General features: G+C 70.2%; 19 protein-coding genes. 16 read left to right on the top strand and 3 right to left on the bottom strand.

All coding sequences use genetic code 11. The annotated features are described in order from the left end of the window. Positions 1 to 155: 155 nt before the first annotated feature. The 8 genes from AB0G84_RS11545 to AB0G84_RS11510 all read left to right on the top strand — a co-directional run bounded on the left by AB0G84_RS11545 (position 156) and on the right by AB0G84_RS11510 (position 7,788). Positions 156 to 863 (top strand): helix-turn-helix domain-containing protein, encoded by a 708-nt coding sequence (locus AB0G84_RS11545; protein ID WP_361318638.1) that lies wholly within the window; start codon positions 156 to 158, stop codon positions 861 to 863. Between the two features lie 382 nt (positions 864 to 1,245). Beyond that, the gene (locus AB0G84_RS11540) at positions 1,246 to 2,643 is read left to right on the top strand and encodes a SpoIIE family protein phosphatase (protein WP_361318636.1); all 1,398 of its coding nucleotides are present in this window, start codon (positions 1,246 to 1,248) and stop codon (positions 2,641 to 2,643) included. Positions 2,644 to 2,874: 231 nt separating this feature from the next. After that, on the top strand, positions 2,875 to 3,111 hold the full coding sequence (locus AB0G84_RS11535; protein ID WP_361318634.1) for a DUF6400 family protein: 237 nt from the start codon (positions 2,875 to 2,877) through the stop codon (positions 3,109 to 3,111). Between the two features lie 2 nt (positions 3,112 to 3,113). Then, positions 3,114 to 3,344 carry a hypothetical protein gene (locus tag AB0G84_RS11530; RefSeq protein WP_361319241.1) on the top strand — a complete coding sequence of 77 codons (231 nt, stop codon included), beginning with the start codon at positions 3,114 to 3,116 and terminating at the stop codon, positions 3,342 to 3,344. 309 nt (positions 3,345 to 3,653) lie between these two features. After that, positions 3,654 to 4,550, top strand: a complete 897-nt coding sequence (locus AB0G84_RS11525) for a hypothetical protein (protein WP_361318632.1) — start codon at positions 3,654 to 3,656, stop codon at positions 4,548 to 4,550. A 691-nt stretch (positions 4,551 to 5,241) separates the two neighbouring features. Beyond that, positions 5,242 to 5,928, top strand: coding sequence for a hypothetical protein (locus tag AB0G84_RS11520; RefSeq protein WP_361318630.1), 687 nt, complete (start codon positions 5,242 to 5,244; stop codon positions 5,926 to 5,928). 628 nt (positions 5,929 to 6,556) lie between these two features. Further along, positions 6,557 to 6,802 (top strand): hypothetical protein, encoded by a 246-nt coding sequence (locus AB0G84_RS11515; RefSeq protein WP_361318628.1) that lies wholly within the window; start codon positions 6,557 to 6,559, stop codon positions 6,800 to 6,802. Beyond that, positions 6,799 to 7,788: a hypothetical protein gene (locus AB0G84_RS11510; protein ID WP_361318626.1), complete on the top strand. Its 990-nt coding sequence runs from the start codon at positions 6,799 to 6,801 to the stop codon at positions 7,786 to 7,788. Before AB0G84_RS11515 ends, AB0G84_RS11510 begins: the two co-directional genes overlap by 4 nt. A gap of 468 nt (positions 7,789 to 8,256) precedes the next feature. Here AB0G84_RS11510 and AB0G84_RS11505 read toward each other — a convergent pair whose 3' ends face one another. Next, positions 8,257 to 9,174, bottom strand: a complete 918-nt coding sequence (locus AB0G84_RS11505; RefSeq protein WP_361318624.1) for a helix-turn-helix transcriptional regulator — start codon at positions 9,172 to 9,174, stop codon at positions 8,257 to 8,259. Positions 9,175 to 9,599: 425 nt separating this feature from the next. Here AB0G84_RS11505 and AB0G84_RS11500 point away from each other — a divergent pair, with 425 nt between their 5' ends. The 6 genes from AB0G84_RS11500 to AB0G84_RS11475 all read left to right on the top strand — a co-directional run bounded on the left by AB0G84_RS11500 (position 9,600) and on the right by AB0G84_RS11475 (position 13,014). Continuing rightward, entirely contained in the window at positions 9,600 to 10,199 is a 600-nt protein-coding gene (locus tag AB0G84_RS11500) for a GNAT family N-acetyltransferase (protein ID WP_361318622.1), read from the top strand. Between the two features lie 174 nt (positions 10,200 to 10,373). Then, positions 10,374 to 10,817, top strand: coding sequence for a transposase family protein (locus AB0G84_RS11495; RefSeq protein ID WP_361318620.1), 444 nt, complete (start codon positions 10,374 to 10,376; stop codon positions 10,815 to 10,817). Positions 10,818 to 10,960: 143 nt separating this feature from the next. Next, positions 10,961 to 11,251, top strand: coding sequence for a hypothetical protein (locus AB0G84_RS11490; protein WP_361318618.1), 291 nt, complete (start codon positions 10,961 to 10,963; stop codon positions 11,249 to 11,251). After that, a complete protein-coding gene (locus AB0G84_RS11485; RefSeq protein ID WP_361318616.1) occupies positions 11,251 to 11,442 on the top strand; it encodes a hypothetical protein in 192 nt (63 codons plus the stop codon). Before AB0G84_RS11490 ends, AB0G84_RS11485 begins: the two co-directional genes overlap by 1 nt. Before the next feature lie 176 nt (positions 11,443 to 11,618). Continuing rightward, positions 11,619 to 12,083 carry a GNAT family N-acetyltransferase gene (locus tag AB0G84_RS11480; RefSeq protein ID WP_361318614.1) on the top strand — a complete coding sequence of 155 codons (465 nt, stop codon included), beginning with the start codon at positions 11,619 to 11,621 and terminating at the stop codon, positions 12,081 to 12,083. 526 nt (positions 12,084 to 12,609) lie between these two features. Continuing rightward, positions 12,610 to 13,014, top strand: a complete 405-nt coding sequence (locus tag AB0G84_RS11475) for a hypothetical protein (protein WP_361318612.1) — start codon at positions 12,610 to 12,612, stop codon at positions 13,012 to 13,014. Positions 13,015 to 13,125: 111 nt separating this feature from the next. Here AB0G84_RS11475 and AB0G84_RS11470 read toward each other — a convergent pair whose 3' ends face one another. Continuing rightward, positions 13,126 to 13,998, bottom strand: a complete 873-nt coding sequence (locus tag AB0G84_RS11470) for an undecaprenyl-diphosphate phosphatase (RefSeq protein WP_361318610.1) — start codon at positions 13,996 to 13,998, stop codon at positions 13,126 to 13,128. A gap of 281 nt (positions 13,999 to 14,279) precedes the next feature. Further along, the gene (locus tag AB0G84_RS11465) at positions 14,280 to 14,981 is read right to left on the bottom strand and encodes a VTT domain-containing protein (protein ID WP_361318608.1); all 702 of its coding nucleotides are present in this window, start codon (positions 14,979 to 14,981) and stop codon (positions 14,280 to 14,282) included. 293 nt (positions 14,982 to 15,274) lie between these two features. Here AB0G84_RS11465 and AB0G84_RS11460 point away from each other — a divergent pair, with 293 nt between their 5' ends. Next, positions 15,275 to 15,412, top strand: a complete 138-nt coding sequence (locus AB0G84_RS11460; RefSeq protein WP_361318606.1) for a hypothetical protein — start codon at positions 15,275 to 15,277, stop codon at positions 15,410 to 15,412. A 109-nt stretch (positions 15,413 to 15,521) separates the two neighbouring features. Continuing rightward, a complete protein-coding gene (gene tuf / locus AB0G84_RS11455) occupies positions 15,522 to 16,694 on the top strand; it encodes an elongation factor Tu (protein WP_361318604.1) in 1,173 nt (390 codons plus the stop codon). The last annotated feature ends 277 nt before the right edge of the window (positions 16,695 to 16,971 follow it).

The following is a 16,971-nucleotide window of genomic DNA, read 5'->3' as shown; positions in this document are numbered from 1 at the left end:
GACGGACAGCGGGGGCGGACGCGGGACGGACCGTGGGAGGGACTGCGGGACGGACCGTGGGACGGGCCCGTCGGGGTGCACTGCCGCGCCGCGCAGCGCCCCCGCAGCACGGTCCCGGTGCAGGGCCGGGACGGAACACGACGGAGGGGTTCGGTGTGGCGGAGAGCGAGCGCATCCCGGTCGAGCGGAAGCGACGCCGGCGGACCAGTTCAGGCGTGGTCCTGTCGGCCGACCTCATCGTCGACACCGCCCGCACCCTGATCGACGCCCACGGCACCCAGGCCTTCACCGTACGGAAGCTGGGCGCCGCCCTGGGCGCCGATCCCTCCGCGGTCTACCGCTACTTCCGCAACACCGAGGAACTCCTGCTCGCGCTCGCCGACCGGCTGATCGGCGAATCCATGACCGGCTTCGCGCCGAGCGGGGACTGGGCCGCCGACCTGCGCGACCTCGGACTGCGCGCCTACCGCTCCGCACTGCGCCACCCGCAGATCGCGGCGTTCAGCACCCTCCGCGTCACCGGCCTGCCGCACGAGCAGCACGCCGTCGACACCGGCATCGGCCTGCTCCTCCAAGCCGGCTTCGACGAGCCCACCGCGGTCCGGCACTACCACAGCCTGGTGGACACCGCCCTCGGCCATGCCGCCCTGGACGCCGGCGTCCTCCGGCTCGCCCCCGCCCAGCGCGCGGCCGACGAGCACGCCTGGCAGGCCCGGTACGGCACCCTGCCCGCCGAGGAGTACCCCGTCCTGCACCGCGTACGGGAACACCTGCCGCTGATGGCGGGGTCGGCCGTGGAGCCTGCGCTGGACCTGCTGATCACCGCACTGCGGGCCGAGGCGGCGGCGCAGGCGGGCGGCTGAGTCGAACGGTGGGTGGCGGTCGGCTCCGGATGGCGGGGGAGCGGCCGAGGTGGCGACGGGGAGCGACGGACGGAAGGGCGCGGGAGTGCGGGAGTCAGGCGCTGGGCGGGTCGGGGAGTCGCGGGGTTCAGGCGTGCGAGGGCGCGGGCGAGCTGGGGGAGAGCCCGGGGCGCGGGCGAACTGAGAGAGCCCAGGGTGCGGGCGAGCCGGGGGAGAGCCGGTGGCATAGGGCGAGCCAGGGGGAGCCGCAGAGCCAGTCAGGGACCTAAGACGTAGGACGTGAGACACGCCGGCGAGCAGGGAGACCGGCAGCGAGGGGTGCAAGGGGCCGCAAGGGCCCGATGACCCGGGCGGGTGCCCCACCGGGGTGCGACCATAAAACATGCCCCTTCAGCGGTTCATGCGTCCCCCGGGCCGGCGGGAGCTGGGCCACGCCTTGGTGCTGATCCCGATCGGGCTGATCGTGACGGTCTGCGTGATCGACATCCTCGCGCCGTCCGACATCCACCTGGGGCCCCTGCTCGTTGCCGCCCCCACCATCACCGCGGCCTTCTCCGGCCCCCGGCTGACCGCCGCGATCGGCGCGCTCGCGGTGGCCGCCCAGGTGTACATCGGCATCGCCCGCGGCGCCCTGTTCACCCAGAACCTGGAAGCGCAGATCGCCGCACTGATCGTGGTCTCCGCGCTGGTGGTGCTGTTCACCGTCGTCCGGGACCGCAATGAGCGCCGGCTCACCCAGAGCCGCTCGGTGGCCGCCGTCGCCCAGCAGGTCCTGCTCCGCCCCCTGCCCGCCCACAGCGGCCCGCTGGAGATCGCCTCCCTCTACCTCGCCGCCGAGGAAGAGGCGGGTATGGGCGGTGACCTCTTCGCCGCCGCACGCACCATGACCAGCACCCGCCTGATCATCGGCGATGTCCGCGGCAAGGGACTCCCCGCCTACTCACACGCCGCCCTCCTCCTCGGCGCCTTCCGCGCCGCCGCCCACCGCCAGGCCACCCTGCCTAACCTCGCCCGCCACCTCGACGGCGCCGTCCGCTGGGACAGCAGCCAGTGGTGTACCGGGCAGGCAGCGGCCGACGGGGCCGAGACCGGCCCGCCGCCCAGCGGGTCGCAGACCGCCGCCATGGGCTACCCGGTCGAAGCCACCGAATCCCGGGCCCACCGACGCCCCCGCCCGCACCACCCCGTCGGCCCCGTCCCCGCCGCAGTGCCCGCCTCCGGCACCACCGACGGCGCCCCGGACTCCGCCACTGCCGACCGCGCCCCGGCCTCCAGCACCGCCGACCGTGACCAGGCCCCGGGCACCGCCGACCGCGACCCGGACCCCGCCAACGAGCCCGACGAGACCTTCGCGACCGTCTCCCTCCTGGACATCCCCGACCACTGGCCGGTGCTCCGCAGCATCACCTGTGGCCACCCGCCCGCCCTGCTGCTCCGCGAAGGCCGCGCCACCGTCCTCCACCCCCGCCGGACGGCGCTCCCCATCGGACTGGGCGGCCTGCCCGGAGCGCCTCCCTACGAGGTCGAGACCTTCGTCTTCGAGCCCGGTGACCTGCTGCTTCTCTACACCGACGGTGTCACAGAGGCCCGTGACGACCAGGGCGCCTTCTACCCCCTCGCCGAGCGCGCCGGCGCCTGGAGCGGATGCAGCCCGGAACAACTGCTGCGGCAGCTGCGCGCGGACCTGCTGGCACACGCCCGCGGCCGGCTGGGCGACGACGCGGCCGCGGTGGCCGTGCGGCGCCTGCCGAACACGCCACTCCACGAGACCAGCGGATGACTTGCGTCACACCACTCCCTCGGTGAAGCACCCGCCACATCCCCCACAACGCCGCCCCGACGCCGTGCCACCCCGCTGCCGTTCCCGCCGCCTTGGCCGTCGCACGGCCCGCCGGCACCCCGTACCGAAGCCCGCCGGTCGCTCGTAAGGCTCCCTGCCTGACGCTTCCTCAGCGCCGCCCCACTTGATAGACACGTCCGAATCATCCGCACGTGGTAGGGGACGCGCACCATGACCGACCGCAACACCTCGGACCACCACATATTCGCGTTCGACCTCACCGAGCACGAAGCCCGGCGGCGGACCGAAGTCCTCGCGGCCCTCGGCGACACCTGGGACCCCCTCGCCGTGATGGAGAGCGAGACCGAGGCGAACCGGCTGCTCTACTCCGGCCTGGACGCGGAACAGCAGGCCACCTACGACCAGCTGGTCGCCGCCGGGGTGCTGCCGCCGACCGGGCAGGCGTGAGCATGCTGCCGCTCGACCCCACCGCCGACATCGGTCGCCGCGCCTGGGTCCCGTGCCCCAGCTGCCAGGACCACCAGGACTGCGGAGCCTGCCTCGACGGCCGCACCTGCCACGACCACTGGCGCTACCTGCTGTCGAACAAGGGCAGCGTCCTGCACCTGCAGTGCCCCAACTGCACCCACGTCTGGGCCTGGCAGTCCGGCTTCGGCGCGGGCGGCCGCACCGTCGACTGACCACGCCGCAACGGCCGCCCGCAGACACCGCTGAGGGCTTCCCTGCCGTCCCGCTGGCACTGCAGGGGGCTCCGCTGTGCTCTCCTCCTCCGCCTTGCAACTGCACGCACCGGACCCCGCTCCCTGATCCACGAAGATCCAAAGGAAGCGCCCTAGCTGCGCCTTATCGCGGCACCCGGGGGCGAGTAGCCCCGGCACGCCCACAGGCTCAGGACGAGAGCCTGGCTCAGCGCCCCGGGGCCGGCTGCCACCCGCCCACCGCACCCTTATGCGGTGCGGCGCTCCCGTACCGGCGGTAGCGTGCGGTGCATGGAGCTGCCTGCGCGAGCGCTGTGGATGTTGGCCGAACCGCTGCACGCGGTCTGCTACTTCGATGAGGAGTGCCGAAGCCTGGGCAAGGACCTCGGGCTCAAGGGCTTCTGGATGGGCTACTTCGCCTCCCGTACCGCTCCGTTGGGAGCCGTCGAGCCCGCCGCGGCCACCGCCGTACTCGGGGTCTTCGCCCCGGCCATGGTGGCCCGGGCGCTGCCCGCCGCCTGGAGCATCGCCGGCCCGCAGCACCTCCTCGACGAGCGCGGCAGCCGCGCCGCCCGCGCCCTGCGCAGGACCGACCCCGATCTGGACCGCACCGTCACCGCGCTGCTGCCCGCGCTGCAGACCGTCGTCGACGCCGCGCCGCCCACCGCCCGGCCCCTCTTCGCCGCCAACCGCGCCCTGTGCGACCATGCCGACCCGGTAGAGCGGCTGTGGCAACTGGTCACCACCATCCGCGAGTTCAGGGGGGACGCGCACCTCGCCGTGCTCGCCGACGAAGGCCTCGACGGCTGCGAGGCCCTTGTCCTCGCCGCCGCTTCCGGCCGCGTCCCCAAGGACACCATCCGCCAGGACCGCGGCTGGAGCGAGGAGGAGTGGGCGGCCGCGACCGACCGGCTGTGCACCCGCGGCCTGGTCGCCGCGCGGGGCGAGGCGACCGACCACGGCCTGCGGGAACGTGAACGCATCGAGCAGGCCACCGACCGGCTGGCCGCGCGGATGCTGCACGCCCTGCCCGAGCAGGAGACCGAGGCGCTGCTGCACGGACTGGAGCCCCTCGTCCGGCGTCTCCTGGCCACCGACGTGCTCCCCTTCCCCAACCCGATCGGCCTGCCGCACCTCGACGAGCCCCTCGCCCACGATGGGCGCACCGCCTCCGAGCCCACCCCCTGATCCCGCGAGGCCCACAAGCCCGTCCGCCGCCGCTCCGAGTCGGCGGCAGGCGACGCCCGGACCGCATCCCCCGCCGGTGAAGCCGGAGAATCGTACGGCCGCACCCCGCCGCCCGGCCGGGCCCACCACAACGCGGCGTACCGCCCCCACCGCCCGGCACCTCGTACCGAAAGCGTCCACACCCGCCGTCGATTTACGGGCAACGGATTTACGGGAACCGGGGATACGGGAGACGGCGACACCTGAGCGACGAACCATGGCCTCCCCCGAACCGTACGGAACTGTGACGATGTGACTGACCGACTGATCCAGACGGTAGCTCACGCCACTGACAATCCCCGCCCGAAAAGCGCATCACCCCACTGGCCAGCGCATATGCCGCGGAAACGTCCACCGGAGCGATCATCGGTGAGGTCTGCGGGGTGATTTTCATCTGGTGGTTCGATGGGTGCTTTGGAGTGCTTTACCAGGCCGGGTCGGGACACTGGCGCTCAAGGGCCGTTGAGTGGGTATGGATCCTAGAGAGCTGTGGGACCGCAACGCCGTTCTGGCGGAAGCGTTTTGTTTGGGTGACGAGCGTGTCCGGGAAGCGCAGGCAAGGCTTGACGAGGCGCAGGCCGACCGCTCACGGGTCTTGGCGGCATTCGCGGTGACGGTGGGCAGTACCGGTGCAGTGGCCGGACTGTTCGGATTGAACGAGCGTGAAGTACGCATCGCCCGGCGCACGGTGGGCAAGGAGGACGCCCGGGCCGTCGCCGAGGAGCTGCTGGCCGCCGCGGCGTCCGTGGCACCGCCCCGGGAGCCCGAGGAGGCGGCACCGGCACCGGCCCCCGACCCCACGGCCGAATACCCCCACCAGAACCCCACTGCTCAGCCCCGCCCCGCCGGCGCCGCCCGTGAGGGCGCGACCGCCGCAACGGGTGCGACCGACCAGAACTGGTCGCCCGCCATGGACGCGGTCCTCATCGGCAGCTGGCAGACCGGCGTGGACCTTCGGGAGCTCGCCTCCGAATTCGGGCTCGACCTCACCCGCCTCGTTACCCGTGCCCAACAGCTCTCCGCCCAGGGGCGGTTCTATCCGGGCCCGGCGGAAACCCATGCCGGCCGCCACCGGCGCGGGCCCAATGATCTCCACGACACCGAATACACCATCCCCGCCCAGCAGACGGCCACCGCCTGGAACGCCGCATCCTCGGCGCACCACATGGCGACCGCCTGGCACACCGGCGCCATGCCGCCGGCGGAGTCCGTCCCCGACATGACCGCGTTGACTTCCGAATGGGACAACGCCCTCGCCCCCTGGGGCTCGCTCGCCGCCTCGCACGAGGACGTCGCGCCCTCCCACCAGCCCTGGACCCAATACCACCTCAGCTCCTGACGCTGACGGACGATGGAGCGCGGATGGCCGCGCCGGCCCCGCAGTGACGCCGGTCGTGGGACGCCCGGTCGCCGGTCGTGGGATGCCCGGTCGCCGGCGCCCGCGCGGGCGCCCGGCCCGTGCCTTCGCGGCGGAACCCGCTCGCACCGGCGGAGATTCCGTACCCATGGCCGCGCCTTCGGCCCTGCGGGTCACCGCGCCCGTACTCCGGCCCCACAGGCCACACGTTCCGGCACGTTCGTACGCAGCGTCAGTAACCCCTTTCGTGCGCCGCCCGGAGACCGTCGTGCCGGTTTCTCCAGCGATGTGGACAGGTCGTATTGATTGCCACGGAAAGGGGGCACCGATGAAACTGTTCCGTACTTTCGCCGCGTTATGTGTGCATGCCTCTGGCATAGGCCAAACGAGCCGTCCGAGTTTTTCAACCTCCCGCAGGAGCAGCCCGTTCCTGATCGACGAGTTGCTGCTCACGGGGTTGTGTTCCCTGCCGGGCAAGGGTTGCGCAGTCCGTCTCCCGCTCTAGACTGAAATCAGGGAGAAATCCCGTAACAATAGCGATGCTCGAAAGGGTGACAATCCGTTACGGAATACTTAGCGTGAAGAAATTCGCCTCCCGGGAGCGAGAACGATGACAACATTTACTCTGGGTGAGCCCGTCGAAGATTCCAGGTTGGAGAAAGTGCCGCCGCCGGTCGTCATAGCGGCCCAGCCTGACTCGTTCATCCGACTGGAAACGCCGGAAGAACTGCAGCAATGGGAGAAGGCCGTGCGGCAGACCACCGGCCTCGAAATGTCCGGCAGCAACCTGAGGGCCGTCGCCACTGAAGGATGCTCGTGCGGCTGCTCCGACAAGTGCGACGTCTGCCAGCAGTGATACTCGCCATTTCGCTGAAGGACGACCTGCACGCGCTCGCCGTCCAGAACGAGGCACGCAGGCGCGGCTACCGGGACTTCCGCATCGTCGCATGCGACCAACTCAGCGGGAGCCACAGCCTCTCGTGGCACGCGCACGGGGAATTCCCCGCCACCCTGCGTACCTCCGACGGCACCGACGTCACCCTCGACGACACCTCCGTCATCTGGTGGCGGCGCGTCAGGGCGGCCCAGCAGGCGGCGGAACACCGTAGTAGCGAATCCGAGCGCAACCTCATCAACAACGACTGCCGGGGAGCGCTCGCCGGAGTGCTCTCCGCGGCATTCCACGGCCGGTGGATCTCCCACCCCGACGCCACTGACCGCGCCGCGGACAAGCTCTACCAACTGGCCGTGGCACAGCAAGCCGGATTCCGCGTCCCGAGAACCCTGGTCACCCAGTCACGCGACGAAGTGGCCGCCTTCCTGCAACGCGTCGGCCGGATTATCGTCAAACCCGTAGTCGGCGCCACCGGGCCCCTGATGTTCACCCAGCGCATCGACGACCCCTATGCCATTCCGGAGGAGTCCTTCGCGGCCTGCCCCGCGATCTACCAGGAGTACATCGAGGGCACCGACCACATCAGACTCAACTGCTTCGGTGACCGCATGTACGCGGCCCGCCTCACCACCAGTGCGCTCGACTGGCGCGCGGACCTCACCATCCCGATATCCCCCTGGAATGTCCCCGACGACACCGCACACCTGGTGACTGAGGTCCAGCGCCGGCTCGGGCTGCGCATGGGAGCCATCGACCTCAAACTCACCCCGAGCGGGGAGCCCGTATGGCTCGAAGTGAATCCGCAGGGGCAGTTCCTCTTCTTGGAGCCCCTGTTGGGCATCCCGCTGGCCGCGCACTTCCTGGACTTCCTGATCTCCTCGGCCCACTCCGCCACCTCCGCCCGGCAGCTCTCGCGAGACCGGGCCGGCCCACAGATGAGCGGGTGATCGGCCGCTGGCGGGGAGGGCCGGGTGGAGAGGGGCGGGTGGAGAGGGCGAACCTGAGCACCGGTTGATGAGGGCTGGATCGTAAGCCCCGACTGGTGAGGGCCGGATCGTGAGCACCGGCTGGTGAGGGCCGGCTGGAGAGCCGAACGGCGGGGGCTGGCTGGTGAGAGCCGTCTGGTGAGAGCCGTCTGGTGAGGGGCGGCCGTTGAGGATCACGGATGGTCAGTGGGAGTGTGCCCGCTCCGTGCCGGGCGTGGGCCAGACCCTTCGAAGGGGCGGCACGGAGAGTGATGTCGCACCCGGCAACGAGGGTGGCCAGGGGGAATCGAGGGAAGCGAGCCCGGACTCGACGAGCGTGACCATGACGCCCGGAGGCGCGTCTTCGGCAGCGCGTACGCGGCGGCGAGACGTCCGCGACCCGGCACGGTCGCCCTGGGCTCGAAACCTCCGAAGGCCGCCAGCCTGCCGTCAGCCCACCGTTCCGCCTTCCGAACCTGGTGCGCGCCGGTCACGATGAGCGCCGGCCGGGGAGGCCGTCTCGGACGGCGCGGGAATCTGGGCCGGCTCGTCCGCGGCCAGGCTCCCCAACAGGGCGAGGGCCTGCTCCGAGGGGCTGCCGGGGGCGGCCTGGTAGACGACCAACTGCTGGCCGGGGGCGCTGTTGACGGTCAGCGACTCGTAGTCCAGCGTCAGCTCACCCACCAGGGGGTGCTGGAAGCGCTTGGTCTCGTGGGTCTTGCTGCGGATGTCGTGGCGCGCCCACAACCGGCGGAACTCCTGGCTCTTCAGCGACAGTTCACCGACGGTCCGGACGAGCTCAGGGTCCTCGTGGTCGGCTCCCGTCGCCGCGCGCAGCCCCGCCACGGCAGCGACCGCCACCCGCTCCCAGTCCGGATAGAACGCCCTGGCGTCCGGATCGAGGAACACCAGCCGCATCAGATCACCGCTGTAGGTGTGCCCGGCGAACAGGGCCCGGCCAAGGGAATTGTGAGCCAGTACCGTCAGACGGCGCCCCAACACCACGGCCGGCGTACGATGCCAGCTCTCCATCATCCGCAGCAGCGCCGGACCGACCCGCTCCGGCCGTGTGTGCGCCCGGTGCCGGGCCGGCACCGGCCGTACCAACCGGTGCAGATGTTCCGCCGCGTCCCCATCGAGGTCCAGGGCGCGGGCCAGGGCCTCGACCACCTGGACGGAAGGGTGCCGCTCACGGCCCTGTTCCAGCCGTATGTAGTAGTCCGTACTGACTCCGGCCAGGAGCGCGACCTCCTCCCGGCGCAGTCCCGGAACCCGGCGCCGGCCGACGGCCGGCAGCCCTGCCTCCTCGGGCCTGAGCAGGGCACGACGGGCACGCAGGTACTCCCCGAGCGGATTCGCGCTGTCCATGCCCGCAACCCTGACACGGCCAAGCCGATCGCGGGCCCCCGGAAGGTGGCCGTGGAACTCCTACCATCGTCCCTCCGGAATTCCAGGCTCCTCCGGAACTCCCGGCGTGCCCACAACGGCCACCACGCTCGCTAACGGTCTCGGGGGAAATTGAGGTTCGGGCATGTTGGCCTGGCGGCTCGACTGCTGGGTGATCAGCAGGCGGTGTCGCGGACGAGGACGAGTTCGGTGCTCATCCGGTGGCGGGTGGCCCGCTGCGCGGATCGGTCGGAGACGAGTGAGGCGATCGCGAGATGGGTCTCGGTGTAGGTATCGCAGCGCCCGTGCGACCCCTCTCATGCCATGGCCCGACCGGGACGGTCACCATGTCCGCCGAGACCGTAATACGGTGGACAGCCCTCCGGCGCTGGGCGAGCATCTCCGCGATGGATAACGAACCTCTCCCCATCCCCAAGCGCGTCCGCTTCGTCGAGCTCAGCGCAAAGGCGCTTCGGGCGCTTGCCGGCGGTGACCTCGCCGGCGGCAGCGCCGAGGCCGAGATCGCCCTTGACGAATACTTCGTCTGCGACCGGGCTCGCTGGGTCTTCGGCTATCGCGCTGACCAGCTCGCCGAGGACCCGTCCGCCGCGTCCTGGATCACCCGGATCGCGGTGTCCGAGCCGGACGAAGCTGTCGTCGGCTACGCCGGGTTCCACGGACCGCCGGACGAGGCCGGCATGGTCGAGGTCGGCTACACCGTCGTGCCCGGGTACCGCCGCCAGGGCTATGCCCGCGCCATGCTGACGGCGCTGCTCGTCAGGGCCGTCGCCGATCCCGGTGTCACGACCGTGCGGGCCACTATCAGTCCCGGCAACAACGCCTCCCTGGCCACCATTGCGGGCTTCGGTTTCACGCGCGTCGGCGAGCAGTGGGACGAGCGCGACGGGCTCGAGATCGTATTCGAGGTCCCGGTAGAAGCGATTCAAGCCGAGCAGCTTTACGGCCTCGGCGGACATGGTGATCGTCCCGGTCGGGCCGTGACATGAGAAGGGCCGTGCGGGTTGGGTGAGTTGTGAAGCTGACCTGGGCCCGTACGGCCTGTTCCCGTCCTGCCCTGTCCGGTGTCTCAGGCGCACATTTTGGTGAGTTGTTCGCCGAGCTCGCCAGTGCGTGGGAGGCCGCGGCAGTCCGCGCTCCGCGAGGCCCGGGGCGGGGAGCGTGTGCGGGCGGAGGGTACCGGCCGAAAGCCCAAGCTGGTCTTCCTCGATCGGCTGCTGGTCACCCTGGTCCATCTGCGCCCTCAGTTGCCGCACGTGGTGCTCGCCGAGCTCTTCGAGGTGGATCGCTCCACTGTCTCCGCGGCCATCCGCCAGGTCCGCCCGCTGCTGGCGGCCCGTGGTTTCGCCGTGCCTGACCGGCCCAGCCTGCGGTTGAAGACGCTGGAGGACGTCTTCGCCCATGCCGAGGCGGAGGGCGTTGAGTTGCGGCTCGACGGCGGCCGAGACCCAGGTCCGCCGCCCGCAGGCCGACCGATCCGCGCAGCGGGCCACCCGCCACCGGATGAGCACCGAACTCGTCCTCGTCCGCGACACCGCCTGCTGATCACCGAGCAGTCGAGCCGTCAGGCCAACACGCCCGAACCTCAAATTCCCCCGAGACTGTAAGACAGCATCCAGGCACAACGTGACCGCCTTGATCAGCTTCTGTGGCAGGCAGCTATCGTGGCGACGCTTGGGAACCGGGTGATGCCAGGGCAGCGTCTGCCGGGGAGCGAGCTGCAAGGTGGCGACAGAACTTTGGGGGCGGAGTGCAGCCGGACGGTGGACCAGGTGTCGGTCCCAGCCCGAGGGAGGCAGCCGCCTTCCTCCTGGACAAGATTCGTCAGGGCAGCGGCTACGCCCGCGGCAAGAAAAAGCGGTTCGGTCGAAGTGCCGCCGTCACCAAGGTGACGATGCTCGCACTGTCGGCTGCGTCCACCGTCATCCTGGGCCTGCAGAATCTCAACGCGTGGGCTGGACTGGCCTTGGCGTGTGTGGCGCTGGTGACGTTACTCGGAGCCGTCGACCGTTCTTCGATTGGCGCTCCCGGTGGGTTCTGATGGAGGAAGCGCAGTATCGGTTCCAGCGGCTTGCCGATGACCTCGAATACCTCATGGCGTCGACGGCCGCCGACGAGCTCACATTCGATCAGCTTGGCGAGATCTTCGGCCGGTATCAGACGATTTGGGATGACCTAAGTCGCACCTGGCTGGAGCACCGTCGGGAACCCGCGCCGTCGACCGATGCCTAGAGGTGTGCGCACTTAGTGGTTGGCTCCGGAAGTCCTTCGGGGGTTGACTCGGGAGCTGGTCTCGTGCGTGGCGTCGTATCAGGTGTCTGGTGCGGGCGCCAACTCGCCTGCTGGCGTGACGCCAGACCCCGGGAAAAGGGAAGCGAAACGGAATCGGGATGCGGGAGACTCTCCGGATGACCACAGACTTCCAGGTGCGCCAAGCCTGCGCCGCTGATGCTCCCGTTCTGGCCCGATTGCGCTGGGCATTCAAGCAAGAGGACCACGAAGGAGATCTCTCCACTCCGGTCCGGTCCGTGAAACAGGCCGAGCAGTGGATCCGGGAGCGGCTCGACAGCGGACGCTGGTTGGCCTGGGTGGTTGAGAACGGGGAAGAGATCTGCGGTCACGTCTTCCTCCACCTCGTGGAAAGGGTGCCGGAGCCCTACGAGGACGCCACTCCCGTCGGGTATGTGACGAACTTCTACGTGGTTCCTGAGTACCGCAATCGTGGGTTCGGTGGTGCCCTGCTCGCGGAGCTGAAGGTGCGCGCTCAGAACACCGGCATGGACGTTCTCATCGTCTGGCCGTCCGACCGCAGCGTCCCCCTCTACCGACGGGCCGGGTTTGAGTCGTCGGCTGAGCTGCTGGAAGCCCGATGAACTGAGGCGTGACCGACGCCCTGGACTGTTAGTGACGAGGGGCCAGGAGCCGACACGGCAGGCTACGACCAGCCTTGATCCACTTCTCCCGATCGGTCTTCCTGCCTTGCCCGTTGCCGCTGCCCGCCCGATAGCCCCGACCGCCGCCGAGCGCGAACGCTTGAAGAAGATGGCCTACGGCCACAAGACCGAGTACCGGCTGCGGATGCGCGCGCAGGTAGTGCTGCACGCGGCGCGCAGACGCTCCAACGCGCGCATCGCCCGGGAGACGGGACTGCACATCGTACGCCCGCACCTGGCAGGGCCAGCCCCTCAGTGCGGACGAGTACGTCATCAGCGCCGACGAGAAGACCTCCGTCCAGGCCCGCTGCCGCTGCCACTCCTCCCTGGCCCCAGGACAGGCCCGGGCCATGCGGGTGAACCACACCTACGGCCGCGGTGGTGCGCTGGCCTACCTGGCCGCCTACGACGTCCACCACGCCAAGGTGCTCGGTCGCACCGAACCGCGCACGGCATCGACCCGTTCATGAACCTGGTTGCCCAGGTCATGAGGCGGGAGCCGTACGCCAGCGCCAAGCGCGTGTTCTGGGTCGTCGACAACGGCTCCTCCCACCGCGGCCAGAAAGCCGCCGACCGGCTGACCACCGCCCATCCGAACGCGCTGCTGGTGCACACCCCCGTGCACGCCTACTGGCTGAACCAGGCGGAGATCTACTTCTCCGTCGTGCAGCACAAGGCCCTCTCGCCCAACGACTTCACCGACCTCACCAAGGTCAGGGATCGGCTCCGAGCCTTCGAAGACCGCTACAACGCCACGGCACAGCCGTTCCAGTGGAGGTTCACCACCTCTGACCTGGACGATCTGCTGGCCGGGCTCGACCGGCACACCGCCGATCACCACGAAGCATCCTCTGTCGCACCGGCAGCGTGAACAACCCCCGAAGGACTTCCGGAGCCAACCACTTAGGAGATGTCTTGAGCCGCTAGTGACCGCCAGGACGGCGCCTGGAATGCGCCTGCCTCGAAGCGCATTTCGTGCCTCTCAGCCCGCGGCCTCGCCCGCATGCGGTGTCAGCACGCCCGCCGCGACCAACGCGAAGAGCACGATGCCCAACAGAATGCGGTAGATCACGAACGGCATGAACGACCGGTGGGAGATGAACTTCATGAACCACGCGATCACCGCGTAGCCCACGACGAATGCGATCACCGTCGCGAACAGCGTGGGCCCCCACGCCACATGCCCCTCACCCGCATCCTTGAGCTCGAAGGCACCGGAGGCCAACACGGCCGGAATCGCGAGGAGGAAAGAGTAACGGGCCGCCGACTCACGGGTGTAGCCCATCAGGAGACCGCCGCTGATCGTGGCACCGGACCGCGAGACACCCGGCACCAGTGCCATCGCCTGGCATATGCCGTACACCAAACCGTCCTTGACGCTCAGGTCGTTGAGCGTCTTGCGCGGCCTGGCGGCACGGTGCCGCCCACCGGACTCGTGGCGCGCCGCCAGCCGGTCCGCGAAACCCAGCACCAGACCCATCACGATCAGCGTGGTCGCCGTCAAGCGTAGATCGCGGAACGGCCCTTCGATGGCGTCCTTCAGTGTCAGGCCCAGCACACCGATGGGAATCGAGCCCACGATCACCAACCAGCCCATCTGGGCATCATGATCGTGCCGCAACTCCCGGTCAAACAGTGAGCGCGCCCAGGTACTCACGATCCGCCCGATGTCCTTGCGGAAGTAGATGATGACGGCCGCTTCCGTGCCGATCTGTGTGATGGCGGTGAACGCCGCCCCGGGGTCCTGCCAGCCGGCGAACGCCGCCGTCAGGCGCAGATGCGCACTGGACGAGATGGGAAGAAACTCGGTCAATCCCTGGACGAGTCCCAGGATGAAAGATTCAAACCACGTCATGGAAGGCACAAATCCAAGGGTCATCAAACGCTGAGCCGCGCGAGTGGGGGAGAAAACGGAAGTCGGCGGCGGATCGGGTCACAGCCGACGGGGGCAGCGTAACCTCCCAAGATGACCGGCCGATCAAGGGGGCCCGATCCTCAACCGTTCCCCACTCCATGACCGAGGCCGCGCCACTGCACCCGCGCCACGGGGCGTCACCCGCCCCCTGCGTTCGCTCGCGGGAACGCTGAGGTGTGGGTGAGGTCGGGCATCGCTCGTGGCCGAGGGGGATTGAGCGGTCAGCTCCCGCGCAGCGCCCTGCGCTTACGCCACACCACGATCAGCGCCCCCAGCCCGCTCAGCGCGATGAACGCCATCGCCACTACGAACGCCGGTGAATCCGGCGCAGACGCCCGGGCACCCGCCACGGCATACGCCGCCGTGTTCGGAATGCTCCCCAGCGCCGTCGCCACGACGAAAGAGCGCCAGGTCATACGGGACACCGCGGCGCAGTAATTCGTCGCCCAGAACGGCAACCCCGGAAACAGCCGGAGCGCCAGCATCGAACGGAACCCGTGCTCGCTCAACTGCCGATCGGCAGCCACCAGCCAACGTGCCCGCACGTAAGGCCGCAACGCCTCCTGCCCCAGCAGCCGACCCAGGCCGAACGCAAACGCGGCGCCCAACACCGTCCCCGCCAGCGCTACGCCCAGCCCCGCCACGCTCCCGAAGAGCGCCCCCGCACCGAGATTGAGCACCGGACGCGGAACGAACGCCGTGGCGCACACCCCGTACACCAGCGCAAACACGACCAGCGCCACCGGCCCCGACAACCCTGCCAGCCAGCCGCCCGCCAACAGGCGCTGCGGATGCCACAACAGCACCGCTACCCCCGCCAGCACCAGCAGGGACAGCAACAGGCCCAGCCGGGCCCACGGCGAGAACAGCACACGCAGGCAGCGCACGGCGAAACCGTCGGACACGGCGGCGGGGTCGAGCATCCCGGGAGCGTAACCGACCTCCTGCCCAGGACACGGCATCCGGCCGGGAAACCGGGAAAGGGGACGCCACCGGCCCTCCCGGGAGACCTTCGCTCTTGGCCCGCAGGAGCTCCTGTCCCGTCCAGCTGCTGCGGTCGAAGTCGAGATGTCCGATGGCGCGAGGACGAGACGGCCGATGGCGCGGGGGGAGAGACGGCCGATGGCCCGAGGGGGTACGGCCCGGAGAAGCCGCCCGAGCGCACCACCGAATAAATCGTTCGACGCCGCGCCCACCACCCGGCACCATAAGCCGCATGATCCGGCAGGCCTTCCTCGCGCTCCCGTCCGCAGCCGCGGACGCGCTGAAGGCTGCCGCAGCTGCGGACGGCCCGAAGGCTGCCGCCGACTTCCTCGCGGCCCTCGCCGCAGCCACCGACGGCGCACGAAGCTGACCCTCTCCGGATCGTCCGGCGGACCCCGCAGGGGGAGGGTCGGCTGGGCCCAGGGGTCCCCACGGCGCCAAGTCGCCGTTCTCACCGCATCGTTGCGAGGACGAACACCATGCCCAAGACGGCATACGTGCGCACCAAGCCGCACCTGAACATCGGCACCATGGGCCATGTCGACCACGGCAAGACCACCCTCACCGCCGCGATCACCAAGGTCCTCAGCGACCGCGGAAGCGGCACCTTCGTGCCGTTCGACCGCATCGACCGGGCCCCGGAGGAAGCCGCCCGCGGCATCACCATCAACATCTCGCACGTCGAGTACGAGACCGGCACCCGCCACTACGCCCACGTCGACATGCCCGGCCACGCCGACTTCGTGAAGAACATGGTCACCGGTGCGGCCCAGCTCGACGGCGCGATCCTCGTCGTCTCCGCACTCGACGGGATCATGCCTCAGACCGCGGAGCATGTGCTGCTGGCCAAGCAGGTCGGCGTACAGCACATCGTCGTCGCCCTCAACAAGGCCGACGCCGGCGACCCCGAGCTCACCGACCTGGTGGAACTGGAGGCACGCGAGCTGCTGACCGTCCACGGCTACGACGGGGAACACCTACCCGTCATACGGGTCTCGGGGCTGCGCGCCTTGGAGGGCGACCCACGCTGGACCGAGGCCATCGACGCTCTCCTCGACGCCGTGGACACTTATGTGCCCATGCCCGAGCGCTACGTGGACGCACCGTTCCTGCTCCCGGTGGAGAACGTCCTCACCATCACCGGACGCGGCACGGTCGTCACCGGAGCCGTTGAGCGCGGCACCGTGCGCGTCGGTGACCGCGTCGCGGTGCTCGGTGCCGAGGCGGAGACGACGGTCACCGGCCTGGAGACCTTCGGCAAGCCCATGGACTCCGCCGAGGCCGGCGACAACGTCGCGCTGCTGCTCCGCGGCCTCCACCGCGACCAGGTACGCCGCGGGCATGTCGTCGCCGCACCGGGCAGCGTCACCCCACGGCGCCGCTTCACCGCCGAGGTGTACGTACTGTCCACCGAGGAGGGCGGTCGCCGCACGCCGGTCTCCACCGGCTACCGTCCGCAGTTCTACCTCCGCACCGCGGACGTGGTCGGCGACCTCGACCTCGGTGACCGAGGCGTCGCCCGCCCCGGTGAGACCGTGACGGCGACCGTTGCGCTCGGCCGCGACGTCCCGCTGGAGCCGGGCCTCGGCTTCGCGATCCGCGAAGGCGGCCGCACCATCGGAGCCGGCACGGTACGCACCGTCGAGGACTGAGTGGGGGCGATGGGCACCCACGGGGCAGCGCCGGAACGGCGGGCCCACAAGGGCGGGCCGGCGAGAGCGGGCCCACGTTGGTGAGCCCGCATGGGTGGGCGGCGGACTGCTGGGCGCCGGATCGGTGAGCGCCGGATCGGTGAGCCGTCCACAGTGATCGGCGCATGACCCCCGGCCGTGGGGGGGGGCGTGCCCGGGCGGGGGGCGGGCCGGGGGGGGTGGGGCCCCCCGGGGGCCCGGGGGGGCCCCCCCACGCCCCCCCCCCGCGCGGGAGAGC

Source organism: Streptomyces sp. NPDC020742, assembly GCF_040641675.1.
Classification (GTDB): Bacteria; Actinomycetota; Actinomycetes; order Streptomycetales; family Streptomycetaceae; genus Streptomyces.
The sequence above is the reverse complement of the archived record's forward strand: the minus strand, read 5'-3'. Positions and strand labels throughout refer to the sequence as shown.

Coding starts and splice junctions, on each gene's coding strand:
- AB0G84_RS11460 (WP_361318606.1), top strand. CDS start 15,275: ATGATCCGGCAGGCCTTCCTCGCGCTCCCGTCCGCAGCCGCGGACGCG.
- AB0G84_RS11465 (WP_361318608.1), bottom strand. CDS start 14,981: ATGCTCGACCCCGCCGCCGTGTCCGACGGTTTCGCCGTGCGCTGCCTG.
- AB0G84_RS11535 (WP_361318634.1), top strand. CDS start 2,875: ATGACCGACCGCAACACCTCGGACCACCACATATTCGCGTTCGACCTC.
- AB0G84_RS11530 (WP_361319241.1), top strand. CDS start 3,114: ATGCTGCCGCTCGACCCCACCGCCGACATCGGTCGCCGCGCCTGGGTC.
- AB0G84_RS11515 (WP_361318628.1), top strand. CDS start 6,557: ATGACAACATTTACTCTGGGTGAGCCCGTCGAAGATTCCAGGTTGGAG.
- AB0G84_RS11525 (WP_361318632.1), top strand. CDS start 3,654: ATGGAGCTGCCTGCGCGAGCGCTGTGGATGTTGGCCGAACCGCTGCAC.
- AB0G84_RS11480 (WP_361318614.1), top strand. CDS start 11,619: ATGACCACAGACTTCCAGGTGCGCCAAGCCTGCGCCGCTGATGCTCCC.
- AB0G84_RS11485 (WP_361318616.1), top strand. CDS start 11,251: ATGGAGGAAGCGCAGTATCGGTTCCAGCGGCTTGCCGATGACCTCGAA.
- tuf (WP_361318604.1), top strand. CDS start 15,522: ATGCCCAAGACGGCATACGTGCGCACCAAGCCGCACCTGAACATCGGC.
- AB0G84_RS11505 (WP_361318624.1), bottom strand. CDS start 9,174: ATGGACAGCGCGAATCCGCTCGGGGAGTACCTGCGTGCCCGTCGTGCC.
- AB0G84_RS11475 (WP_361318612.1), top strand. CDS start 12,610: ATGAACCTGGTTGCCCAGGTCATGAGGCGGGAGCCGTACGCCAGCGCC.
- AB0G84_RS11470 (WP_361318610.1), bottom strand. CDS start 13,998: ATGACGTGGTTTGAATCTTTCATCCTGGGACTCGTCCAGGGATTGACC.
- AB0G84_RS11500 (WP_361318622.1), top strand. CDS start 9,600: ATGGATAACGAACCTCTCCCCATCCCCAAGCGCGTCCGCTTCGTCGAG.
- AB0G84_RS11540 (WP_361318636.1), top strand. CDS start 1,246: ATGCCCCTTCAGCGGTTCATGCGTCCCCCGGGCCGGCGGGAGCTGGGC.